General features: G+C 68.4%; 18 protein-coding genes. 10 read left to right on the top strand and 8 right to left on the bottom strand.

Features of this window, described 5'->3' with window-relative positions:
- Nucleotides 1-82: 82 nt before the first annotated feature.
- From LFM09_RS47300 to LFM09_RS47330, 7 genes are all read left to right on the top strand, one after another.
- Complete coding sequence (locus tag LFM09_RS47300; protein ID WP_414103211.1) at nt 83-1,135, top strand: LLM class flavin-dependent oxidoreductase; 1,053 nt, start codon at nt 83-85, stop codon at nt 1,133-1,135.
- A 24-nt stretch (nt 1,136-1,159) separates the two neighbouring features.
- Nucleotides 1,160-1,702, top strand: a complete 543-nt coding sequence (locus LFM09_RS47305; RefSeq protein WP_414103212.1) for a 2Fe-2S iron-sulfur cluster-binding protein — start codon at nt 1,160-1,162, stop codon at nt 1,700-1,702.
- Nucleotides 1,699-2,679 (top strand): FAD binding domain-containing protein, encoded by a 981-nt coding sequence (locus LFM09_RS47310; RefSeq protein WP_414103213.1) that lies wholly within the window; start codon nt 1,699-1,701, stop codon nt 2,677-2,679. The genes LFM09_RS47305 and LFM09_RS47310 overlap by 4 nt, the downstream gene beginning before the upstream one ends.
- 19 nt (nt 2,680-2,698) lie before the next feature.
- On the top strand, nt 2,699-4,885 hold the full coding sequence (locus LFM09_RS47315; RefSeq protein ID WP_414103214.1) for a xanthine dehydrogenase family protein molybdopterin-binding subunit: 2,187 nt from the start codon (nt 2,699-2,701) through the stop codon (nt 4,883-4,885).
- Nucleotides 4,882-5,868, top strand: coding sequence for an XdhC family protein (locus LFM09_RS47320; RefSeq protein WP_414103215.1), 987 nt, complete (start codon nt 4,882-4,884; stop codon nt 5,866-5,868). The genes LFM09_RS47315 and LFM09_RS47320 overlap by 4 nt, the downstream gene beginning before the upstream one ends.
- A gap of 214 nt (nt 5,869-6,082) precedes the next feature.
- Complete coding sequence (locus tag LFM09_RS47325) at nt 6,083-6,973, top strand: alcohol dehydrogenase catalytic domain-containing protein (protein WP_414103216.1); 891 nt, start codon at nt 6,083-6,085, stop codon at nt 6,971-6,973.
- On the top strand, nt 6,970-7,635 hold the full coding sequence (locus LFM09_RS47330; RefSeq protein ID WP_414103217.1) for an HAD-IA family hydrolase: 666 nt from the start codon (nt 6,970-6,972) through the stop codon (nt 7,633-7,635). The genes LFM09_RS47325 and LFM09_RS47330 overlap by 4 nt, the downstream gene beginning before the upstream one ends.
- Here the strand turns inward: LFM09_RS47330 and LFM09_RS47335 are convergent.
- The 3 genes from LFM09_RS47335 to LFM09_RS47345 all read right to left on the bottom strand — a co-directional run bounded on the left by LFM09_RS47335 (nt 7,589) and on the right by LFM09_RS47345 (nt 10,334).
- Nucleotides 7,589-8,356: a DeoR/GlpR family DNA-binding transcription regulator gene (locus LFM09_RS47335; protein WP_414103218.1), complete on the bottom strand. Its 768-nt coding sequence runs from the start codon at nt 8,354-8,356 to the stop codon at nt 7,589-7,591. The genes LFM09_RS47330 and LFM09_RS47335 overlap by 47 nt on opposite strands.
- A 98-nt stretch (nt 8,357-8,454) precedes the next feature.
- On the bottom strand, nt 8,455-9,297 hold the full coding sequence (locus LFM09_RS47340) for a sugar phosphate isomerase/epimerase family protein (protein WP_414103219.1): 843 nt from the start codon (nt 9,295-9,297) through the stop codon (nt 8,455-8,457).
- Nucleotides 9,294-10,334: a Gfo/Idh/MocA family protein gene (locus tag LFM09_RS47345; protein ID WP_414103220.1), complete on the bottom strand. Its 1,041-nt coding sequence runs from the start codon at nt 10,332-10,334 to the stop codon at nt 9,294-9,296. Before LFM09_RS47345 ends, LFM09_RS47340 begins: the two co-directional genes overlap by 4 nt.
- Before the next feature lie 144 nt (nt 10,335-10,478).
- On the opposite strand from LFM09_RS47345, the gene LFM09_RS47350 reads away from it, so the two are divergent.
- Complete coding sequence (locus tag LFM09_RS47350) at nt 10,479-11,372, top strand: ROK family protein (RefSeq protein ID WP_414103221.1); 894 nt, start codon at nt 10,479-10,481, stop codon at nt 11,370-11,372.
- A gap of 81 nt (nt 11,373-11,453) precedes the next feature.
- A complete protein-coding gene (locus LFM09_RS47355) occupies nt 11,454-14,165 on the top strand; it encodes an AAA family ATPase (RefSeq protein WP_414103228.1) in 2,712 nt (903 codons plus the stop codon).
- A 1-nt stretch (nt 14,166) separates the two neighbouring features.
- On the opposite strand, the gene LFM09_RS47360 is transcribed toward LFM09_RS47355, so the two are convergent.
- The 5 genes from LFM09_RS47360 to LFM09_RS47380 are packed head-to-tail and all read right to left on the bottom strand — an operon-like array spanning nt 14,167 to nt 23,501.
- Nucleotides 14,167-16,728 carry an NHLP bacteriocin export ABC transporter permease/ATPase subunit gene (locus tag LFM09_RS47360; protein WP_414103222.1) on the bottom strand — a complete coding sequence of 854 codons (2,562 nt, stop codon included), beginning with the start codon at nt 16,726-16,728 and terminating at the stop codon, nt 14,167-14,169.
- 1 nt (nt 16,729) lies between these two features.
- On the bottom strand, nt 16,730-18,868 hold the full coding sequence (locus tag LFM09_RS47365; RefSeq protein WP_414103223.1) for an NHLP family bacteriocin export ABC transporter peptidase/permease/ATPase subunit: 2,139 nt from the start codon (nt 18,866-18,868) through the stop codon (nt 16,730-16,732).
- Complete coding sequence (locus tag LFM09_RS47370) at nt 18,868-19,665, bottom strand: HlyD family efflux transporter periplasmic adaptor subunit (RefSeq protein ID WP_414103224.1); 798 nt, start codon at nt 19,663-19,665, stop codon at nt 18,868-18,870. The genes LFM09_RS47365 and LFM09_RS47370 overlap by 1 nt, the downstream gene beginning before the upstream one ends.
- A gap of 3 nt (nt 19,666-19,668) precedes the next feature.
- Nucleotides 19,669-20,874 (bottom strand): branched-chain amino acid ABC transporter substrate-binding protein, encoded by a 1,206-nt coding sequence (locus tag LFM09_RS47375; RefSeq protein WP_414103225.1) that lies wholly within the window; start codon nt 20,872-20,874, stop codon nt 19,669-19,671.
- On the bottom strand, nt 20,871-23,501 hold the full coding sequence (locus LFM09_RS47380) for a helix-turn-helix transcriptional regulator (protein ID WP_414103226.1): 2,631 nt from the start codon (nt 23,499-23,501) through the stop codon (nt 20,871-20,873). The genes LFM09_RS47375 and LFM09_RS47380 overlap by 4 nt, the downstream gene beginning before the upstream one ends.
- Nucleotides 23,502-23,932: 431 nt before the next feature.
- On the opposite strand from LFM09_RS47380, the gene LFM09_RS47385 reads away from it, so the two are divergent.
- Nucleotides 23,933-24,073: a hypothetical protein gene (locus LFM09_RS47385; protein WP_414103227.1), complete on the top strand. Its 141-nt coding sequence runs from the start codon at nt 23,933-23,935 to the stop codon at nt 24,071-24,073.
- Nucleotides 24,074-24,520 lie beyond the last annotated feature (447 nt).

Below are 24,520 nucleotides of genomic sequence, written 5' to 3' on the forward strand. Positions count from 1 at the left end.
GTGCGGTGGTCCCCATTCCCGACCTTCAGAGGAGAGCCGCATGCCCAGCAGGCCGAGCAGCCCTGACTGCCCACTGGCAGGGATGCGACTTTCCGTTCTCGACCTGTCCCTCGTGGCGCACGGTGGCGACGTCCGGTCGACTTACCGCGACATGATCGAGCTGGCCCGGCACGTCGAAGAGCTCGGCTACCACCGCTTCTGGCTCACCGAACACCACAACGCGCCGGGCTTCGCCAGTGCCGCACCCGGTGTCCTGATCGGCCGGGTCGCGGCGGCGACCCGGCGCCTGCGCGTCGGCTCGGGTGGCGTGATGCTGCCCAACCACTCCCCACTCGCGATCGCAGAGCAGTACGGGACTCTCGAAGCGCTCTTCCCCGGCCGGATCGACCTGGGTGTGGGCCGGGCGCACGGTGCCGATCCGAAGACGGCGGAGCTGCTGCGCGGCCGTCCACTGACGAAGGAGGACACCTTCGCCCAGGAGGTGGCTCAACTCGCCGGGTACTTCGGTCCGCCTCGGGCGGGAGCAGTGCGCGTGATCGCCGCCGAGGAGAACGTTCCTCCGCTCTGGATTCTCGGGTCCAGCGAAGCGAGCGCGCGCCTCGCCGCGAAGCTCGGTGTGCGGTACGTGTTCGCGCACCACTTCTTCCCGCAGAAGACAGCAGCCGCCGTAGCGCTCTACCGCGATCTCTTCGAGCCCTCGGCCGCACTCGCCGCACCACACGTCATGATCCCGTGCCCGGTGATCGCGGCGGAAACAGACGAGCAGGCTCGCTGGCTCGCAGGGCCGACGTTGATGGGCGTGGCATTGGGCGACAAACGCCCTGAGCTGCTGCCGACTCCGGAGCAGGCCTCGGCGCACGCCTACGACGACGCCGCGCGAGTCCGGATGGACAACGAGTACGCCCGCATGGTCGCCGGGTCGAAGGACACCGTTCGCGCCGGTCTGTGGTCGCTTGTGGACGCGATCAGGCCGGACGAGCTGATGATCCTGACACCCTTGCACGGCATCAAGGACCGATTGCGCTCTTACGAACTCGTCGCCGAGCTGACGATTCCCGCCCTGAAGTGGAGTCAGCACGATCAGGCAAGAGGTCGGCAGGATCAGGCCACTCCCGACCCCTGCACGCTGATTTGATCGAACCAGTCGAAGGGGAGGCCGATGACGGACGCCACTCGAAGTGAAATATCGTTGAAGGTCAACGGAAGAACGCACCGGCTGGCCATCGACAACCGCCGCACGCTGCTGGACGCGTTGCGGGAGAACACGAGGAACACCGGCCCCAAGAAGGGCTGCGACCACGGCCAGTGCGGCGCGTGCACGGTGCTGGTGAACGGCAGGCGCGTGGTGTCGTGCCTGACGCTCGCGGTCGCTACGGAGGGCGCCGAGATCACCACCGTCGAAGGATTGGCCAGCCACGACGAACTGCGACCGGTCCAAGAAGCGTTTGTGCGGCTCGACGGGCTCCAATGCGGGTTCTGTACTCCGGGTCAGCTGTGCTCCGCCGTCGGTGTGCTCGCCGAGCACAAGGCCGGCTGGCCGAGCGCCGTCACCGAGGACGTCTCCCCCGACTGCCCGCGCCGCCCGCTCAACGCCGACGAGGTGCGCGAGCGGATGAGCGGAAACCTGTGCCGCTGCGGCGCTTATCCGTCGATCGTGCGGGCCGTTCTGGACGCCGCCGGACGTGCGGAGGTGAAGAAGTGAAGGAGTTCGCGTACCGCCGGGCCACCGCCGTCCGCGACGCGCTGACCTCGGTGTCCGGCCAGCAGAACGCCAAGTTCCTCGCGGGCGGCACGAACCTCGTCGACCTGATGAAGCGTGGCGTCGAGACACCCGCTCGCCTGGTGGACGTGCGTTCCCTGCCGCTGGCCGGGGTACGCGAGGCTCACAACGGTGATCTCGTGATCGGTGCGACGACGACGAACAGCGACGCCGCCGCCGACCCGGAGATCCGCCGCCGCTACCCGGCACTGTCGCAGGCGGTGCTGGCCGGTGCGTCCGGGCAGCTGCGCAACATGGCGACAGTCGGCGGAAACTTGTTGCAGCGCACCAGGTGTGCATACTTCACAGACCTGGCCTCGGCGTGCAACAAGCGGACACCCGGCACTGGTTGCGCCGCGCTGAACGGCGTGCACCACAACCACGCGATTCTCGGCGCGTCAACGGCCTGCGTCGCCACGAACCCGTCGGACATGGCCGTGCCGATGATGCTGTTCGACGCGGTCGTGCAGTACGAGACGCTGGACGGCAAGGGAGAGATCCCGATCTCGCGGTTCTTCTGGCCAGTCGGTGACACGCCGCACGTGGAGACGACGCTACCGGCCGGCGCGCTGATCACATCGGTGACACTCCCCCGCGCCGCTGCAGGAGAGCGGTCGCGATACCGCAAGGTGCGTGAACGCGCCTCGTACGCCTTCGCGACGGTGTCAGTGGCGGCGGATCTGAAGGTGCGGTTCGGCAAGGTGCGCGAGGTGCGCATCGCGCTGGGCGGCGTCGCCTCGCACCCATGGCGGGCGAAGATCGCCGAAGAGAGGCTGCGCGGCGGCCCAGCCAACCCGGAGAGGTTCCGCGCCGCGGCCGAAGCCGAACTCGCCGCCGCGAAAGCGTTGCCCCACAACGGCTACAAGCTGACGCTCGCACGCAACCTGATACAGGCCGTGCTGACCGACATCGCCCGCTGACCCGGATGGGAGTGACACGATGACCACGCGCCGACAGGTGCTCAAGGGCATGGGCCTCGGTGCCGCCGCGCTGTCCGTCTCGTCCGGCGGCAGCGCGGAAGCGGCGATGGACGCGGAGCAGACCACGCCCGGCAAGGCGATCGGTTCGCCCCGCACCAGAGTCGAGGGCCGGGACAAGGTGAGTGGCAAGGCGCGCTACACCGCCGACCTGGAGGTCGACCGGCTCGTGCACGGCGCGATGGTGACCGCGACGATCGCCCGTGGCCGCATCACCGCCATCGACACCAGCGCCACGCTCGCATCGCCCGGCGTGATCGGTGTCATCGACCACCGCAACGCGCCGCGGCTCAACCCGAAGGCGGGCACCCCGTTCTTCGGGCCGGACGGCCAGTTGCAGCTGCTGCAGGACAACCTGATCGTCAACGGCGGCTGGCCAGTCGCGCTCGTCGTCGCCCAGACTCCGGAACAGGCCCGTGCCGGAGCCGAGCAGCTGCGGGTGTCCTATGTGGAGCAGCCGCCCGACATCGCGTTCTCTCCTGACCACCCGGCGCTCCGGCCCGCGCTGCCGACGTTCGGCCCGGACGCGAACAAGGGCGACCTGGACGCCGAACTGGCCAGATCCGCCGTCGTGGTGGACGAGCGGTACACCACACCCGCCCAGCAGTCCTGCGCGATGGAGCCGCACGTGGCGACGGTGTGGCTGGAGAACGGCGCGGTGCGCGCGAGCGACTCGAACCAAGCTCCGTACGGCGTCGCGGCTTCTCTCGCGACACTGTTCGACAAGCCTCTGGCAGAGGTGCGCGTCCAGGTGGAGCAGGTCGGCGGTGGCTTCGGCTCGAAGACCGGGGTCGGCCCACAACTGATCCTGGCGACGATGGCCGCCATGGTCTTCCGCCGCCCGGTGCGCGTGCAGCTGAGCAGGGAGGAGGTCTTCCTGACGACGTCCTCGCGGCCGCGCACCGACCAGCGCGTGCGGCTGGGCGCCGACAGGGACGGCAGGCTGCGCGCGATCGGGCACGAGGCCGCGTTCGAGATCTCCGGCAAGGCGGAGTTCATCGAGAACTGCGTGGAGATCGCCAAGACGCTCTACGCGGCCGACGCGATCCGCACCAGGATCAACGTGGTGCCGCTGAACATCCTGCCGGTGGCGTCGGTGCGCGCGCCCGGCACCGCGCCGGGCTCGTTCGCGCTGGAGTCCGCGATGGACGAACTGGCCGAGCGGCTGCTGATGGACCCGCTGGAACTCCGCAAGCGCAACGAACCGGAGGTCGGGCCGGTGTCCGGACTCCCGTTCACCAGCCGCAACTTCCACCGCTGTCTGTCCGAGGGTGCGCGCAGGTTCGGCTGGGCGGGTCGCGACCACCGGCCGCGCCGCCGCAGGGAGGGCGGACTGCTGATCGGCACCGGCATGGCGGGCACCTCGTTCTTCACCTCGGCGTTCCCGTCGTCCGCGACGATCACGGCGGAGCGGGACGGCACGTTCACCGTCTCGATCGCGGCGATCGACATCGGCACAGGGGCGCGCACCGCGTTGCAGGCGATCGCCGCCGACGCGCTGCACGTCGGATGGGACAGGATCCGCCTGAAGATCGGCGACAGCGCCATCGGTCCCGCCTGGCAGGCCGGTGGGTCGCTGGGCACGACGTCGTGGGGTTGGGCGATCGTCGCGGCGGCCGCGGACCTGCGCGAAAAGCTGGCGTCCGGGCCACCGCTGCCGGTGTCGGTCACCTCCGACACCACGGAGGCGATCACGTCCCGACCGCACCGCGAACGACACTCGTACAGCGCGATCTTCGCCGAGGTCGCCGTCGATCCCGCCACCGGCGAGGTGCGGGTGCGCAGGCTGGTCGGACGCTTCGCCGTCGGCCGCGTGGTCAACCCGCTGATGGTCCGCAGCCAGCTCGTCGGCGGGATGATCATGGGCTTGTCGATCGCGCTGCAGGAGGAGATCGTGCGCGACGAGGTCACCGGCAGACACGTAAACGCGGACTTCGCCGGCTATCACTTCGCGGCGAACGCGGACGTGCCGTTCATCGACGCCGACTTCGTCGACGACCACGAGCCCGACGACCCGCTCGGGATGAAGGGTCCGGGCGAGATCGGCGTGGTGGCGGTTGCCGCCGCCATCGCGAACGCCGTCTGGCACGCCACCGGCAAGCGTCAACGGGATCTGCCGATCAGACTTGACCGCGTCGTCGAGGCATGAGCGCCGTGCTGCGGGAAATCTGGCCGTTCGTCGAGGCTCAGCACGACGCGGGTCACGACGTCGTGCTGGCTCGTCTGGTGGACCGCGACGGTCCAGGCGCCCGGCCGCTCGGCGCCACCATGGCTATCGCAGAAGACGGCACGTGGCGCGGTTCGGTGTCTGGCGGCTGCGTTGAAGGCATGGTCCTGGACGCGGCCCGCGCGGTGCTGGACGGCGCCGCGCCCAAGGTGGCCGCGGTGTCACCCGGCGCGCACCTGATGCCGTGGGAGGAAACGCCGGCATGTGCGGGCGAACTCCAGGTTCTGCTCACCCGTACCCCTGCGGCGCCGATCCGCGCCGCGATCACCTCGGCGCTGGCGGACGACCGGCCGTTGGCGGTGCGCGTCGAGCTGGAGCCGCCGTACTCGTGGTCGGTGGCGGACACCGCCACGTGGCGCGGTACCGGCGGACCCGCGTTCGTGGAGGAGCTGGTACTGCGCAGCACTCTCGTCCTGATCGGGGCCACCGATCTCGCCGCGGTACTGGCGAGGCTGGCGGAACCGCTGCACCGCAGAGTGATCATCCTGGATCCACGCCCCGGTCACGTGATGTCCGGAGGGTTTCCGGCCAGCTGCGAGGTGATCCGCGCGTGGCCGGACGAATGGATCGGCGGCATCCACCTCACCGCCGCGGATGCCGTCGTCACCCTCACGCACGACCCTCGCATCGACGACCGCGCCATCCGTGCGGCCCTGCTGAGCGGAGCGGGACACGTCGCCGCGCTGGGCAGCCGGGCCACCCACGCCCGGCGGCTGCTGCGGCTGCACGGAACCACCGGTCTGGACCGCCTGAACGGCCCGGCCGGACTTGACCTCGGCGGAGCTTCACTCGCCGAGACCGCCCTGTCCATCCTCGCTGAGGTGGTGGCGGCGGGCAACGCGCGAACCGGGCAGCGGCTGCGCGAGGTCCACACGCCGATCAGGGCGACGTTGCCCGCGCGGTGACGTCGCGAGTGCCCGCCGTGCCTGAACACGGCGGGCACTCGCGGAAGTCTGTCCATTGTGCACAAATGAACCTTTCCTTGCGGAGAACCGAAATGAGCCGGAGATCCACTGTGGTCAAGCGCGCCATAGCCGCAGCGCTCACTCTCTCGGCGCTCCTCGGTGGGAGCGCCTTCGTCGCCGTCGCCGTCGCCAGCAGCTGCCAGAGGCTCAACAGTTGCACCTGATCTGCCCCGCCGATCGGAAGAACGCCGTTTTGAAGACCATCCGGTGCACCCGGCCGCTGGAGCAGCCCTTCACCGATCCTGAACTGGTACACAGCGGGGTGCTACTCGGCGTTCTTGTCACCGGTGTCTGCGGCGCGGGGGTAAACCGGCACACCGGCGAGCTCGGTCCGATGTACCGATTGGCGCCGAAGCACGAGATGGTGGGCGAGGTCGTCGCTCTCGGGGAAGGCGCTACCAGGTTTGCCACGGTTCAGTTGGTCGCCGTCGACAACGTGGTCCCCTGCCGCGGCTGCGCGTGCCGCCGGCGCGCTCAGCCGGGTCTCAGCGAGAACCCCGAGGCGTTCGTCGTCACCACGCCCGACGGGTTCGCCGAGCCGTTCTCCTGCGCCATCCACGGCCTGGACCTGCTCCGCGCGCAAACAGACAGCGGCGTGCCGATCGTCGGAGACGAGACCAGGCGGCCGGCTCGTCACGCAACTGCTGCGCGCCGCCGTCGGGCGGGTGACGGTCACGTCCTCGACGCCGTCAAAGCCCGACGCCGCGGCGGAACTGCGGAGCCTGGCGCCGGACGGGCTGGCCGCGATGATCGACGCGACCGGGTCCCCGTCGGCGATGTCGCACGGGCTCGGCTTGCTGCACGAGGGCTGCACTTTGCTGATCTACGGAATGGCGGCGGAACTGCGCCGCTGTCCGTGAACCCCTATGACTTCCTCCACGGTGAACTGACCGTCAATGCACCTTTCACCCGTTCCTTCGGCTTCGACCGCGCGATGCGAATGCTGCGGACGGAACGCATCCGGCCCGACGGCCTGGTGACGCACCGGTTCGGTCTGGCGCAGCACGACGACCGCGCCTCTCTGAAGAGAGTGATCGCGCCGTGAAGCTGGACTGCCGCGGTGTGCTGTTCGACGTGGACGGTGTCCTCGTCGACTCCACCCTCGCGGGGGAGCGGGCGTGGACGCAGTGGGCCTGTGAGTACGGACTCGACCCCACCAAAGTGCTGAAAGGCGTGCATGGACGGCGTTCATGGGACACCGTGCGCCTGCACCTGCCGTTGGTCCTGCACAAGCCCGCTCTGCTGCGGATCGACCGCATCGAGATCGACGGCGCCGCCATGACCTCACCGATCGCCGGCGCTGCTCAGCTTCTCGCAGCCCTGCCGGAGAACTGGGGTGTGGTCACGTCCGCTTCCCCTGGTCTGTTGGCGGCCCGGCTCGCCGCCGCCGGGTTGCCACCGCCACCGGTCACCATCACCAGCGAAGACGTGACGTGTGGCAAACCCGATCCTGAGGGCTACCTGCGCGGTGCCGCCTCGCTCGGTCTGCCGATCGGGGAGTGCGTGATCTTCGAGGACAGCCTCACCGGGATAGCCGCGGGTCTCGCCGCAAAGCCGGCACAGGTGGTCGGCGTCGGCCTCGGCGCGCCGGCTGCCGTGACCGTGCGCGATCTACGCGGAATCCGCTGGACCGGCGACGGCCTGCACCTGCCCCACCCGCTCAGACGATCATCAGCCGCACCCCGTGCTCAGCGCAGATCGCCTTGACGTCGTCACACGCGGCCTCGGTGATCACGACGTCGATTCTGTCGAGCGGGCAGACGGCGACGAAGTCCTGCACGCCGAACTTGCTGCTGTCCACCGCCAGCACGACCCGGCGCGCCCGTTCGATCACGGCCTGCTTGACCTGGGCCTCGGCCACGTCGGCAACGGACACGCCGTCCTGGGTGAAGCCGCTCGCGCTGATGAACGCGGTGTTCACGGTGAACCGGCCGAGCGTCTCGATCGCCACCGGGCCGACCAGCGTGCCACCCAGCGACCGCACCGAACCTCCGAGCAGCGTGTGCCGGACCATCGGTCGGTCGGCCAGCGTCGCGGCGACGCCCAGCGCATTCGTCAGCACGTTCACGTGGACCTGGTCCAGCGCCTCGGCGATCCGCTGCACAGTGGTGCCGCTGTCAAGGAAGATCGAGTCACCGGCGACGATCTCCGCCAGGCACGCCTTGGCGATCAGGTCCTTGGCCGCGCCGTGCAACTCGCTGCGCGCGGCGATCGTGCGCTCGAACTGGGTGTGCACCGCGATCGCGCCGCCGTGCGTGCGACGCACCAGCCGCTGCTCCTCGAGCGCGCTCAGGTCCTTGCGGATCGTCGGTTCCGACACTTTCAGCAAGGTCACCAGTTCGGCGATGCGAACGCGTCCCTGCGCGTTGACCATCGCGAGGATCTTCTGCTGCCGTTCCTCGGCGAAAACGGGCTGTTCCGCGGGCACACCCACGACGTTAGCAGGCGGCTGCTGTCCTGAGCCGGAAGTTCGATCGCAGCTCACGCATTGTGGTCAGGGCGGCTGCGGCGTGCGGCGAAGCCCGGTCATGATCTGACAACACGGTGCCACGCGAGAAGATCGCCACGTACCCTGACGGCGTCAACCTCGCTCACGTCCTGGACGATCACCGGCACCGGCGGAATCCGGTCGAGCAACCGGAGAACGAGGCCGTAGTCCATGCCTCCGGCACCGGCCGCCGAATACCCGCTGTCCACCACGTCCTTGGCGTGCACCGCGACGACCTGGGGCCCGAGCAGATCGGCTGCCTCGGTGAGGATGTCGATCTGACGGTGGAGCGTGCCAGGCGAGAGCAGGTTCGCCGGGTCGAAGACGATGCCGACCGGCGCGTCGACACCGAGCTCGCTGAGCAGCCGGGCCGCGACGTACGCGTCGTTCACCACGTTGCCCGCCTCGGGTTCGACGCCGAGTACGACCCCTGCCTCGTCCGCCGCCACGAGCAGCGCGTCGAGCGTGACCCTCAGGTCGCGCCACGCCGACGCGCTCGTGTTCTCCGGGTGAGAGCGCCACATGTTCTGGGTGTTGCGCGTGCCCGTGCACAGGGTCACGATCTCCGCGCCCAACAACGGAGCCTGCCCGATCAGCCGCACCGCCTGGTGGACCTGCTCGGCGCGCCACTCCGGGTCGGGTTCGATCGCGTTGAAACTGCCCGAAACGCTGGGGATGCGCAGACCGTCTGCCTCGAACGCCGTGCGCACGTCCGCGAACACGTCCTCGGCCACGCCGTCGCCGAGCGTGGGCAGCCCGATCGCCGCGAAGTTCCAATGGGCCAGCGAATACCCGGCCTGCGCGACGGCGGCCGACACCTCCGCGGGCCGGTCACGGACGAAGGTGCGAGCGAAAACGCCGAGGCGCGCGGGAAAAGTCACAGGAGCACCTCCGCACCCGCGACGACGGACTGTTCCACGGCGGCGATCATCCGGACCGCCTCGAGACCGTCCTCCGCGTCCGGGCTGACGGGCAGATCACGACGAACCGCGCGCGCGAACGCCTCCACCTGTCGTTCGTAGGCGTCGGTGTCGGCCAGCACCGGCACGGTGGCCACGCCGTCCGCGAGGCTGTACGCCCACACGTCGGACGCCCTGCGAAAGAACGGGAAGTGGGTGCGCACGGCCACCTGCCCGGTCGCGCCGAACACCTCGATCCCCTCGGCCCCGTCACCCGCTACGTCCACAGTGATCGACACTGAGCCGACCACACCGGACGCCAGCGTCACGAGCACGTTCCAGGCGTGGTCGCGCCCGAACCCCCGGTGCGCCGCCGTCACGGCCTTCACGTCGCCGAGCAGGAACCGCACGGTGTCGAACACATGCGCACCGTGGGTAGCGAGAAGGTAGCGCTCCCGGTCGACCTTGAACGTCGTCTCGGCGTGCCGTCGCATGTCGTCGTCGAAGACCTTCGGGAACAACGTCGCTTCGACGCCGGGCCGAATGCTGCCGATGCGGTACCAGGCGTGGAAGGAACGGATCTGGCCGAGTTTCGCGTCGGCGAACCGGTGGGCGAACTCCAGGCCGGGGTCGTGCCGTTTCATCGCTCCGACCTGGAGCTTGAGCCCGCCCGTGCGCACCAGCGCGACAAGTTCGTCGCATTCCGCCACCGTGCTGGCCAGGGGCTTTTCCACGAGCACGTGTTTGCCCGCCGCGAGCGCGGCCCTGGTGAGGTCGAAGTGGAACCGGTCGGGCGCGGCGATCAGGACAGCCTCGATCGAGGGCTCGGCAAGCAGGGCGGTGTGGTCGTTGTGCACGGTGCCGATTCCGTAACGAGCCGCAACCGCGCCGGTCACCGAGGCGTCCGGATCACACACCGCGACCAGCTTGATGCCTTCCGCCTTCTCCGCCGCGGGCAGGTGGGCGACCTGGGCGATCCGGCCGCAGCCGATCAACCCCAGCCGTACCGGGCTCGTCACAGCACCTCCAGGCTGCCACACCTTGACATGTTCGAATGCTTCTTATTTGCTACCATCGACCACTTGTTTCGATCGCATACGAAACTAAACCAAAGCTACCGAACGTCTCGGACGACAGGCAAGACCAGACCTGGAGGACAGCGCATGATCTCGACTCCCGCGCTCTGCCTCGAGGTGGGAGGCACCAAGATCGCCTGCGGAGTCGTCGACTCCGACGGATCGGCGGCGGACGTCGGATCCCACACCGTCACAGGGAGGGGCGGCGCGGCGGTCACCAAGATCATCACCCTCGTGCGGGCCTTGCAGGCACGGCATGCCGTGTCCCACGTCGGGGTCGCAGTACCCGGACCGGCCGATCAGGTCCGGGGCGTCGTGTTGTGTGCACTCGACCTCGGCTGGCAGGCCCTGCCACTGGGAGGCCTCCTGCACACAACGCTGGGACAGGACGTACGGCTGAGCAACGACGGGCACGCGGCCGCCTGGGCTGAGCACCGGTTCGGCGCAGGTCGCGTCCGCGACCTTGCCGTGCTGGTGACCATCGGAACGGGAGTCGGCGGCGGGACGGTAGTCGGTGATCGGCCGACCAAGGGCCACCGAGGACTCGGCGGCGAGTGGGGACATCTGCCGCTCATGCCCGGCGGGCGGCGTTGCGAGTGTGGGGCGACGGGGTGCTGGGAGCGGTACGCGAACGGTTCGGCGTTCGTCGCCGAGGCGCGCCGCTGTGGGTGGAACTCCAGCGAGGACGTCCTTGCCGCGGCGGAGGCCGGAGACCACCGCGCCACACAGGTCGTCGCCACCGTCGACGGTCATCTGGCGCACGGCCTGACGATCCTCGGTGCATGCCTCGCCCCCGAGGAGATCATCGTCGGCGGCGGTCTGAGCTGCGATCCGCGGTTCGTCGGGCACGTCCGCCGCGCACTTGCCGGGTTCGGCACGCACCCGACCCGCGCCGAGGTGACCATCAGGCCCGCCGGACTGGGCGCGCGGGCGGGACTGCTCGGAGCAGCCGACCTGGCTCGGAGCGCAACGCTCGTGTAAGCAGGACAACACCCGTACATCAGTCCGGCACCCGCCAGCCGGAAAGCGCTTACCTACAGTCCAGGGATGGTCGGGCACACCATGACACCAGAGCATCGTCTAGTAGGACGCGACTCGCATGTGAGCGCTCTCACGGACCTGGTCACCGCGTCGGTCACCGGCGCGCGGTCGGCGGTCGTGCTCGGCGCGACCGGCTCCGGCCGGACTTCCTTGCTCGACATCGCCGCTCACACGGCCGCGCGTGCGGGCTGCCGGGTGCTGGCCGCATGCGGTGGACAGGCCGAGCCCGAGAGGCCGTTCGGGTTGCTGCGCCAGCTCTTCGGCCCGGTACTGCCCGAGATCGCCAAGCTGCCCGCGCACCTCCGCCGCGAGCTGCACCTCGCGCTCGGCATCACCGCCGAGCCTGGCACGCTGAACCACCTGGTGCTGCGCACGGCGACGGTCGAGTTGCTCACCCGGATCTCCACAAGCACGAGCCCCACCGTCGTTCTCGTCGACGACATGCACCTGGCCGACACCGCGTCGCACGAACTGCTGTCATTCGTGCTGTGTGGCCTAGACACCGCGAACGTGGCAATAGTGGTGACCACGCGAGGTTTCGCCCGTCCCTGCTGGGCGATCGGTCCCACGACGGTGATCGAGCTCGAACCGCTCGGTCCTCCGCTTGCCGCTCAGCTGGTGGACGCGTTGCCCTGGCAGGTGACCGGGTGCGCACGGCTCGACGTGCTGCGGCGGGCTCAGGGCAACCCGCTGGCACTGGTGGAACTGGCCCGTGCGGCCTCACCCGAGGGCACGATGAGCCATCGCGCCCGTGAACTCTTCGGGCACCGGGTACGCGCGATGCCGGCGGAAACGGCCCGGCTGCTGCTCTATGCCGCTGCGCATCACGACGGAGACCTGCGAGCGGTGATGCTCGCCAGCGGCATGGGCAACGACCTGACCGCGTGGGAACCGGCCGAGAGCGCCGACCTGATCACCATCGCCCGCGGCCGCATCGTCTTCCACCACCCACTGATCCAGCAAACCGCATACGAGTACGCGTCTGCGGGCCACCGTGCCGTTGTACATCGTGAACTCGCAAAGGTCTCCCCGCCAGAGTGGCGCGCGTGGCACCTCGCGGAAAGCACTGTGCTGGCGGAGGAAACAGTTGCGGAGACGCTGGCACAGGCGGCCGAAGCCGCGTTGGAACGCGGTGCTTTCGAAGCGGCTGCACGAGCATTCGAGCGTTCCGCCGAGTACACGCCCGCCACCGATGAACGAACCAGTCGCTATGCCAAGGCCCTGCACGCCGCGAACTACGTCGGCGACCCGACGTGGCTGCGGGACCTGCACGCAAAGCTCGTCGGGTCGGCGACCGACCAGCACGTGCTCGCGGCAGCGGCCGTCAGCGCTGCACATGCCATGGCGCTCGACGGCCGCCAATGTGAAGCGTTCTCCCTGGCGCACAACATCCTGAGTTCGACCAACCCAGCCGAGGCCGGAACCGCCCTCATGCTGATCTCGCTGATGGCCTCGATCGCGTTCCAGTCCGGTCTGCGGGAGCACTACCGGGCCGTGTCGTCCTCGTTCGGCGAACTTTGCGCCGATGACGGCACACACTCAGACCTGCTCCCTCGCGATGTCCGGCCTGCAGCTCGGGAGTTCATCCGCGCGCTGGAGGACCCGGCGCGCGCCTTACGCCTAGTCCGTACCGACGACGCGGCGGTGCACCGTGCATTGGACGGCTACGCCGAAATCATCCGCCGGAAATGCTATGGCGTGGTCGCGTTTCTGGCAGACGAACCGGAACAGTGCGTCACCGCGATGCAACCGCTGCTGACTGCACTGGACACTCAGCAGGTACGCGGCATCGACCTTGGATTTCTGCCAGCCGTGGCAGCGTCGATGATCGCCACCGGACACTGGGAGCAGGCCGGTCACCTGCTGTGCAAACTCCGCGCGATCGCACTGCTGCGTCGGCACCGCTACCTCGCAGTCGACGCGAAAGCGCTGCAGGATGAGCTGAGCGCGTTGCGCGGTGAACCTCCCGCATGGACGGACGATGTACCGCTGGACTTGTTCGAGAACGGGGCCACGCACGCCAGAGTCCAGCGCGCCTCCGGGATCGCAGCGCTGGTGAACGGCGACAACGACGGCGCATTCCGGCAGCTGCGAACATTGTTCACCGCTGACGGCCTGCCCCGGCACCCTTATCTCGCGATCCGGTCACTCACCGAACTCGCGCTCGCGGCGGCGTTGAGCGGCCGTGCCCAGGAGATCGCGCCGATCGTCCGCAACGCCCGCGCCTACGCCCACGCGCACCCCAGCGACCGAATGATCATCACCCTGCACCACGCGGAAGCCCTCCTGGGCGACACCGACGACGTCGAAGAGCACTACCGCGTCGCGGCGACCCACCTCTCCGCGTCGAGGTGGCCCCTGCACCACGCCATGGCACAGCTGCATTACGCGCAATGGCTGCGCAGGCAGCGACGGTCACTCGACGCCCGGCCGTTGCTCCTCGCCGCGCTGGACACGTTCGAGCGCCTCAGGGTGCAGGGGATGTCGGGCATCACCCGCCGCGAGCTGCGCGCCACTGGTGTCGGCGGACAGCAGGCCGAGTCACCGCTGGCCAAGCTCACCGCCCAGCAGCAGGAGATCGTCCGGCACGCCGCTCAGGGCCTGCGCAACCGGGAGATCGCGGAGCGCATGTACCTCTCCCCTCGCACCGTCGGATCCCACCTGCACCACGCCTACGCGAAGCTCGGCGTCCGCGGCCGCCATCAGCTCCGCGAGGTGGTGGGCGACAGCTGAGTCAGCTGGGATCGTCGGTGAGCTGGCGCCGGGCGAGCCGGTGGAACAGACCGTTCGGATCCGCGAGCAACTCGGCGGGACTGCCGACCTGCACGACCTTGCCCGCGTCGAGCACGACGACCCGGTCCGCGTCCTGCACCGTCGACAGCCGGTGCGCAACAACGATTCTCGTCGCGTTCAGTCGCCGGGTGTTCTCCGCGACGACGCGCTGGGTCTCGTTGTCCAGCGCACTGGTCGCCTCGTCCAGAAACAACACACGGGGGCGGTGAATGAGCGCGCTCGCGATCGTGACACGTTGCCGCTGACCGCCGGACAACGCGGACGCGTCGGTGATGACGGTGTGCATGCCCATCGGCATCGCCTCGATGTCCGCCCGCAGACCCGCCATCTCGGCGGCCGTCCACGCGTCCTGCTCGGTGTGCCCGCGGCCGCCGGTAATCGCGTCCAGCATGCTGCCCTCCGACGGCATCGCCTGCTGCAGCACGACACCGCACTGCCTGCGCACCGCGACCACGTCGAGCGTCGCGAGGTCCTTGCCGTCGTAGAGAACGGTGCCCGTCGCCGGTTGCTCGAGCCCCAGCAGCAGCCGGAGCAGAGTCGACTTGCCGCACCCGCTGGGCCCGACGATGGCGACGAACTCTCCCGCGCCGACGTGGAACGAGATGTCGTCCAGCACCGGCGGCATGTTCTCCGCGTAGCTGAAGGTCAACCGGTTCACGGTGATCTCGCCGGAGATCTCGCCCGGATCGACGGCCCCGGCGCGCACCTCGCGAGGTTCGGTCAGCACCGGAACGATCCGTTCCACGAGCGGGAACGCCTCGATGCTGGTCGTCACCGCTGTCGCGACCTGGATCGTCGCGGCCAGCATGATCGCGAAGCTCGCGTTGAACGAGAGGTAGGCGGTCGCGGAGAGGTCGTTCCGCACGGGACCGGCGATCACGGCGAAGAACGCGACAGTGCACAGGATCGGGTAGGTCGAGCTGAACACCGCGACGATGTTCTGGTACCGGCCCGCCCTCTTGTCGATCTCCTTCTGGGCGGCGTACGCGGCAGCCCAGTTCGCGAACGCCCGCCGCGTCGCGTCGGCGGTCCGGAGCTTGGGCAGACCGCGCAACGTCTGAAAGACGCGACTCATGATCTCGTGACCTAGCCGCACGGACTTCGCCTGCCACGACGTCTGCCGAACGCCCAGCACCGTGAACACCGCGGCAGCGACCAGCAACAGCACCGTGGCGAGCAGCGCGAGCCTCACGTCGAGCAGGAACAACAGCGCGAAGTTGAGCACCGCGACGATCGTGGAGTGCACGATGGTGGCGCTGACGGTCGAAACGGCCTGCCGCACGTACCCCACGCCCAGCGCGATGAACGCGAGCTCACCGATGCCGAACCGGCGGAAGAACGCGACCGGCAACCTCAGCATCCGATCCCAGACAGCGGACTGAAGGGCCGCTTCGAAACGGCCCTCGATGCGCAACAGCGTGAAGTTCTGCACCACGCCGAACGCGCCCGCCGCGACGGCGGCCGCGATCAGCATGGCGCCGGCCTGGACGATGAGCCCGCTCTGGGCGCTGGGCACGAGTCTTCCAAGCACCTGTCCGGTCGCGACGGGGATGAGAAGGTTGATCGCCACCGCCACGAGCGCACTCAGCACGAGCAAAGCGAGGTCTCGCCCGTTGCCACGCACGCCGTGCAGGAGCAGTCGCCGCTTCGGCCTTGGGCCGTCCGCGAGCGGCCGGTAGAACTGGACCGCCTGGGCGGCGTAGTTCGCCGCGATTTGGGCGTTCACCCGTTCGCCCGTATCGGTTGCCGGATCATGGACCTGGTATCCACCTCGCCGCCAGAGCAACGCGACGAAGTCACCGGTGTCTTCCCTGCGACCCACCAGTGGTCCGGTGTCTTCGCGCCACCAGCGACCGGTGAGGGTGAGGACGCGCGTTCGCACGCCGGAATACGCGGCGATCTCCTCGACCAGGGCGGCACCCGAAGTGGTGTGACGGGGAGGTGGGGTGAGCGTCAGGCCCAGGTCGTTCGCGACCAGGGCGCACGCGGCGAGGACGGGGCCCGCGTTGAGGATCGTGCCCGCGTGAACAGCTTGTTCCGCCGGGCTCAGGACCGCCCGCAACGACCGCGTCGCCCGCTCCGCGACGGCGCGGTCCTCGTCCCGGTGCGCGTCCGCCTGACGTTCGCGCTCGTGCAGTCGACGACCGATCGCGATGTCCAGCGCGGCCGTGATCCAGTCGCGCAACGCGTCCACGTGCCGCGCAAGGTCTCGCGGCGGTTCGGCGCCCAGGTGTTCCGCGACAGTCGTCAGCCCCTGACCCAGTCCCGCCGCAATCAACGGCTCGGAGAGCTCGGTGAGGGACAACTCCCGCAACAGTGCGTCCTCGTCCGGCCGGAGCACGAGGTCGTAGCCGGTCACCGAGAGCAACACGGTTCCTGCCTCGACCTGTCCGACGTGGTGCCAAGGGCCGTTTCCGGCGACCGCGAACAGCTCGGCAGTGCCGGCCGACACCAGCCAGAGCGAGGGAGTGCCCGTTGGCTGATCTTTGAGCAGGTGCGTCATGTCAGCGCTCCCGGATCAACGCGCTGTAGGGGCCACCTGCCGTGACGAGGTCGTCGTGCGTACCCCGTTCGACGACGACACCTCGTTCCAGCACAAGAATTTCGTCGCTGTCCCGCACCGTGCTGAGCCGGTGCGCGACGACGACCGTGGCGCACCCACGCCGCCGAACACTCGCCATCACATGACGTTCGGTGGCGGTGTCGAGCGCGCTGGTTGCTTCGTCCAGTACCAGCAACCGGGGCCTGCGCACCAACGCGCGCGCGATCTCCAGCCGTTGCCGCTGGCCGCCAGAGAGGTCACGACCGTCCTCCGCGATGCGGCTGTGGATGCCGCCCGATCTGGCGGCGACGGCCTCGTAGACAGCCGCGTCCTGCAACGCGGCCACCACGTCGTCATCCGGAATCGAGGAGTCCCACAGCGTGATGTTGTCGCGCACCGTGCCCTCGAACAGGAAGACGTCCTGGTCGACGAATGCCACGTCGGCCGCCAGCACGTGCCGGGCCAGCTCCTCGCGCGGTACGCCGTCGATCAGAATCCTGCCGCGCCAAGGCTGATACTGCCCTGCGAGCAACCGCGTGACGGTGGACTTGCCGCTGCCGGACCGGCCCACCAGCGCGAGCTGCTCCCCCGGCCGGACCGTGAACGACACCTCGCGCAGCAGCGGATCGTCCAGCGGGGCGTAGCCGAAGGTCACGTCCTCGAACACCAGATGCCCGTCGAGCGAGGCGACCGGGCGCTCCGTACGATCGCTGCCTTCGGCGGGGAAGTTCTCCACATCACGCAGCCTGGCCACCTTGACCGCGAAGTCCTGCACCTTGCCGGCGACACCGACGACCTGGGTCAACGGGCTGGTGAACGCGGTGGTGAACGCCTGGAACGCGACGAGGGCGCCGACGGTGATGAGGCCCTCGACGGCCTGCAGACCGCCGATGAGCAGGATCAGCGCCGTGTTCACGATGGCGAGCACCGGTCCTACGGCAGCGAGCACGGCGGTGGGCCCGCCGATCTTCTGGTGGCTGGACACCACCTTCGCCAGCGCACCCGCCCACCGGCGGTAGTACTCCTCCTCGCCACCGGATGCCTTGATCGTCTCGATCGTGCGGAGTCCGTGGTACGACGCGGACATCAGGGCGACCTCGTCGGTGTCGGCCTTGTCCACCGCCGCAGCACGGACCTGGGTGACGATCCTCATCGCGGCGACGTGTGCCAGGGCAATGCCCACACTGAGCACGGTGAGGAACGGGTTGTAGGTCCACAGCAGAGACCCGTAGAAAAGGATCATCAGCACGTTGACGGCGAGTCCGGAGAGTTCCTTGGACAGGACGCTCGCGACGTCGTCGTTGAACCGCACCCGGTTACCTAGGTCGGCCTGCCCACGTTGCCCGAAGAACACTGCGGGCAGGCGCAGCAGGTGGTGCACGAACCGCACACTCCCCAGCGTGCCGCCCACGATCCGGGCCCTCAGCAGGAAACCCTGCTGCAGCGCGGTCAGCAACCCCGTCACGAGCAGCGTCACCACAAGCATCCCGAGTACCGGACCGAGCACGGAGTGGTCGCCCCGCACGAACACCGAGTCGACGAACGCCCGCAGCAGCGCTGGATTCGCCACACCCACCACCGCGAGTAGCAGCCCCGCCGTCATCGCGAGCCCGAGCAGGCCCGTCATCCCGCTCAGCCGCGCGGGCAAACCCGCGAGCACGCCACGACGGCGACCGCCGCGCCGGAAGTCCTCCCCAGGCCGCATCGTCAGCGCGATCCCGGAGTAGGACGCCTCGAACTCCTCGGCCCGCAACGTGCGCCGTCCGCGCGCCGGGTCGTTCAGCCGTGCGTACGTCCGGCCGAACCGGCGCACGAACCCGTCGAGCACCAGGAAGTGCTTGCGCTCCCAGAAGAGGATCATCGGCATCGGGTGGTCGGCGAGTTGGTCCGCGCGCGTTCTGATGCCCCTGGCGGCGAGGCCGTAGCTCCGCGCGGCACGCACCACGTTGGAGGCCGTGGAGCCGTCCCGCGACACACCACAGGCGAGGCGGAGCTCCTCGAGCGGCACATGCCTGCCGTGGTGGGACAGGACCATGCTCAGCGAGGCCGCCCCGCACTCGACGACCTCCATCTGCAGGACCGTCGGTGTCCGGGCCGCCATCAGGAGATCACCCAGTCGAGCGGGCGCATCGGCGCGAGGTGGAAGGTGCCGTCGACCGAGGTGCGTGAGTCGATCTGGAATGACGGCCCCTGACGCGTCGACCAGGCGAACCCGCTGATCGTGTCCGCCCTCATCAGTCGCACAACAACCTTGAACGGCTGACCGCCTTGACTGTAAGCGGCGCCGAGCTGGCTGTCACCGAGGAACTCGGAGATCTGCTCTCGGTTGCTGGGGAATCGGTCGATGGACTGCACCTGGCCGCGCAGGACGCCGTACTGCTGCGCTGGCGCTGCGTGCAGCGACAGGTCTACTTCCTGGCCAACCGCGACCAGCCCCACCTTGTCCGGCGACACGTAGAGCACGGCGACGAGCTGGGAGTTCCCCTCCTCCATCCGCTCGATCACGGCCAGGTGGTCACCCTTGTCGAGAATCTGGCCGACCTCGCCGAGCAGAGCGGTGGCGCGACCCCGGCCGATCGCCTTGACAGTCTGCGTGGTGTTCCCAACCATGACCGTGAACAAGGGCGCGTCGACCGCGAACGTCGCACCCTCACGGACGAAGACGCCGGTGATCTGGCCGGCGATGGGGCTTTGTAGGGTGAAGCTGCCTTCTGGCCGGGTCAGCACACCGGGAGCGCCCACCGTGCGCGGGAGGGACCCGAAGCACGCCCAGAACGCTCCGGCGACTACGACCAGCGCGACCACGGCGACAGCTACGCGCACTCGTGGCGGAACGAGCCGGACAGGTTCGTCGAAACCTTCAACAGCCCGGAGTTCGACTTCAGTGGAGATCGGCACGGGTCACCCTTCGAGTTTGCCGGTCTGGACTGCGGCAAAGCCGGCGTCCTCGACCCGGTAGACGGTCAGCAGCTTGGTGATGGTGTCGCCGAACTCGTCGAACGCGACGGTGCCGCTCGCCCCCTCACCGATGTACGCCTGCACGTTCTCGATGAGAGCCTCCCTGCGGGCCTCCGCCCACTCGACCTTCCGCAGGGTCCTGGCGAGGCTGCTGATCAGCACGTTGGCCGCGTCGTAGGCGAGACTGCCGGAAGCGCCGTACGGCTCCCTGTAGCGCTCGTTGTAGGCCTCTACGAAGGATTTCGCGGTGTCGAGACTGTCCGGCGGCGCACCCACCGAGGTGGCAAGATCGCCCGTGACGCCCACGAGCCGGACATAGGCCGGGTCGACGATGCCGTCGCCACCCATCAGCGGCGCGCCGAGACCTTTTTCCTTGAGGGCCTTGGACAACCGGCCGGCCGTGCCGTACTCCCCACCGTAGTAGACGGCGCCAGGAGCCAGCGCGCTGATGCTCCCCGCTACGGCGCCGAGGTCAGAGACGTGTTCGTCGATCCTCACCCGTGCGACGACGACGGCACCAAGCCGCTGCGCCTCACCGAGGAACGCCTCCGCGAGGCCTTCCCCGTAGATCTTGCCGTCGCTGACCACGGCGACGGTGTGCACACCGGCCTGGTTCACCAGGTAGCGCGCCGCGAACCGACCCTGGTTGTCGTCGGTCGTACAGGTCCGGAAGTAGGCGGGGAACGGACGTGCGGGCGCGGTGCCGAAGCGAGGCCCCTTCGTCAACGCAGGGTTGGTGTTGGCCGGGGAGATCTGCACGATCTTCTTGTCCGCGAGCACGGGTTGCACGGCCTGCCCGGTGTGCGATCCCTGCGTACCGATGACACCGACCGTTCTCGGGTCCGCTGCGAGTTCCCTGGCCGCGCGCACTGCCGTGGCCGGATCTTTGCGCTCGTCCTTCGCGGCGATCTCAAGGCGGTATCCCTTGACTGAGCACCGCTCATTGGCCTGTTCGACGGCTAGGTTCACCGAGTTGAGCAGGCCGGTGCCGCGAGCCGCGACCTCACCGCTGAGCGACGCGATGACACCGATCACGAGGGTGCCATCGCTGTGGTCGCAGCCTTCCACACCATCGTTCGCTGTGCCAACGCCACACGACGACACGAGAATCATGCACGCCACGATCAACGCACCACGTCTCTTCATCATCGACCAAGTCCTCCCGACTCGCTGAAGAGCCTGATGAGCTGAGCCCGACCCTCGACGCCGAGCTTTCGGTAGGCCCTCGTCAAATGCACCTCAACGGTGCGTTCCTGCACAAAGAGTTCGCGGGCGATCTCCCGGTTCTTGCGGCCCAGCACAACGAGCCGGGCGACACGACTTTCCGCGTCTGTCAGGCTGTCGACACCCTTCCCGCTCGTTTTCGGGGGCTTGCCGCCGATCGCCGCGATCTCGGCGCGGATGCGCCCGAGAAGGTGCTCGCACTCCAACCCTGCTGCAATCTCGTGTGCTCGCCGCAACTCCGCTCTGGCCGCCACGACATTCCCACTGCGCGAGAGCAGCTTTCCCCGCCGCAGCAGCACCCGGCTGAGCAGGAACACGTCCTCGGATCCGGTGAGCAACTCAACCGCCTCATCGAGCATCAACAAGGAGCTGTCGGGCGCCACCGCGCTCCCTGTGAGCAGCGCCTGCGCCACCGTCGCTGGCGCCCCCCACTGCCGCGCCGCCGCGATTTCCTCGGCAGAGAGTTCCAGAGCCGACGTCTCCGCGTCCATGGACGCCAGCACCACTGCGAGTCTGCCCCGCCACGGCACCCAGGCAGGGTTGCGCATTCCCTTGGACATCAGCAGATCGCCGCAACGCACCAGATCGGTGCGCGCCCGCCGGAAGTCGCCGGTGGCTGCTCTCAATCTAGCCCTTGCGAAGAGGAGCACCTCGCCGCCGGGTTCGACGATGTCGGCGGCGATCGGCTGGCCCGCCGTCAACAAATCGGCCGCGCCCCTGGTGTCACCCCGATCGAGCGAGATGTCGACCAGTCGAGCGAGCATCGACCGCACCACCCCACCGGTCTGGTCCAGACCGCAGGTGACTGCGGCATCCAGCGCCCGTTCCACATCCCGCACGGCCGCTACAAGTTCGCCCTTGCGCTGGCGGATGTGCGCACGCACGGCCAGTGCGCACGCCAGGACGGGCAAATGCCGCAAGGAATCGGCAACGGCCACAACTGGATCACACGATTCCTGCGCGGCGTTGAGCCTGCTGGCGAACACGAACAGGTCCGAGGAGATGATCCGGGCCAACATCACGTCGGTGTCCACCAGAGCACGGTCAGAGAGTTCGGTCGCGACGCCCAGTACCGCCTCCCGAGACAGCCCTGCCATCGCATGGTTCATGGCCGCGAGCGCCGAGAGCAGCGAATCCTCGGTAGCCCGCAACGGTTCGGGCAGGTCCTCGTGCCGCCACGACGTCCGCGCCAGCATCCGCGCCGCGGTACCGTCGCGGTTGTCGACGGCCGCCGCGACCATCGCTGCCTGGTCCCCACGCCCGTCCAGCAGCATCACGTCGAGCAGGCCAAGATCCACCACAGCAGCCTCAGGTGGCGCGGACCTCACCGCAGCGACCAAGGTTCTGGAGGCCTCGACGACATCGGTGCGCGCATACGCCTCAGCAAGCCGGAACAGCAGGAGGGGCGACTCCTGCTCCTGGGTTTCGGCCAGCGCGCGCCGAAGCAGTCGCGCCGCGAAATCCGGGTCTCCCGCCGACATCGCACGCTCGGCAGCAGCGAGCAGGACGTCCACCACCCAGCATTCCGCATTGGAATCTCCGCGGAGGAGGTGCTGGGCGACCTCGATCGGCTCGGCGCCTTCCGCATGCAGGACCTTCGCAGCTTTCCCGTGCAGCGCCCGCAGTTCGGCTGGTTGACACTCCCGCAGCACGGCCTGTCGCACGAGCGGTTGGGCGATGGAGATCTCGGTCTCGGCGAACTCGAGCAGCCCAGCAGCGTATAGCGTCGAGCACGTGGTGACGATCTCGGCAGTGGGATGTCCGCAGAACCGCGCTGCCTCGTCCACCGATACCTGTCCGAACACCGCGACACAGGCGAAAAGGTCCTGAGCCACCGGTCCCGCACGGCGAAGACGAACCCTGGTCGACAATGCCACGCCGCCGTTGTCCCCGTGTGCGAACGCCGCCACGAGACGCGGAATCCCGCGGGTGTCGCGCAGGCACTCCGTCACTACAGACTCGCTCGGACGCTCGCCCCGCAGTCGTTCCAGCATCAGCCGGACGCCTGAGCGGTCCACGCCGCCGAGCCGCACGTGATGTGAACCAGCGAAGAGAATGTCCTCGACCTCACTTCCGCCTGCGCCCAGCACTCCGTCGCACACTGCGGCGACGAGGACGACCGGCAACTGGGTCGCTTGTTCCGCCAGCACGGACAACCAGCGCAGCGACCGACGATCGCCCCATTGCAGGTCGTCCACGATGACCACAACGGGCTTCCCGCCGTCATGCGACAACTGGAGGGCGGACGTGGGTGTGTGTGCGACTCCGCCCAGCTTTGGAAACAGCCTCTCGACCAGTCCGAAGTCGCAATCCTGTTCGCTGTAGCACCCTCCCGCGCTCAGCACGGTCGCCGTCCCGGCCGCTTCAGCCATCCGGCCGAACTCACGCAGCACAGCGCTTTTGCCAACGCCCGCACCGCCGCGAACAACGACAGTGCTTCCCGTTCCCGACCGGGCATCATCGAGCGCGTCCAGACACACCAACATCACCTCGTCCCGGCCGACCAGGACAGATGATCTCGGTGCGACTGAAGCATCTGGCGACAACGACATACCTGACCCGTTCCTCCCAGCGTCCGACCACTGTGGACTGAAGCGTTCCGCTGCCGCTTCAGCTGAACGACCCACAGGTTCCCAGCGGTGAGATGTACGTCTCTTTACGTCAACTGACCTATACGCTCGCTACGACGTCGACAAAGCGTGAGACCGTCGGACGGCGCTGGTCAACGCCTATTGCACACGGTCCATCCACACGAGACACATCTGGCTGTGGAACTGTGTGGACAGGAAGCCCTTGGGAAGACAGTGGAATCCGGTCGAAAAACCGGGACAGGAGTCTCCAGCGCGCCATCGCAGGGAAACACGCTCGATACCGAAGGGCTTGCCTTCTCCGTTCCATGTCGATGAGCTGTTCCGCTCCGTCGACGACACAGGATTCGCGCAGATCGTCGAGACCACTCGCCCCCAGGTGGTTGAAACCTGGGGTGGCCGCGCTCGCGGAGGGGCTTCGCACCACACCCCACGAGCACTTCCGACAGCTGAAGATCGAGGTGCACCTGCGTCGATACCACGACGGGCAGATCGGGCACTCGACGATCTACCACATCCTCAAGTGCCTGGGCTGAGTCGGCTCCCAGCATCACAGCGCTACAAGCGGCACAAGCAACGTTGGAAGCGCCACGAGAAACAACGTCCCGGCCACGTCTGTGGATCCCGCAGATCACTGCCGCGAACGGTCGCGCCGGGGGCACTGGCATGTGCTCATGGGCACTGTTTTGTGGTCCTAGATGCCGTCCATGGCCGAGTTGACGTTCTGCCGTCAATGCGCTGGGTCTACTTGAGTGATGATCGGCTGAGAACCTCTGCGGCAGCGATGTGGTCGGCACTTCGGCGAGTTCATGATCGGCGTCTTGCTCGCGTATGCCGAAAGGCCGGTTTCCGCTTGCCGCGTCACCAGCGCAGAGCTGACGCACGCGGCCGACGCCCGATCACGCAATGCAGGTGACCGGACGGAGGCCAGTAGCGGACGTAACCATGAAGCGAAGGCAGTGGTGAGATGAGTGAGGCGGGAG

Origin of the sequence: Lentzea alba, from assembly GCF_047445655.1 — a bacterium.
Lineage (GTDB): Bacteria > Actinomycetota > Actinomycetes > Mycobacteriales > Pseudonocardiaceae > Lentzea > Lentzea alba_A.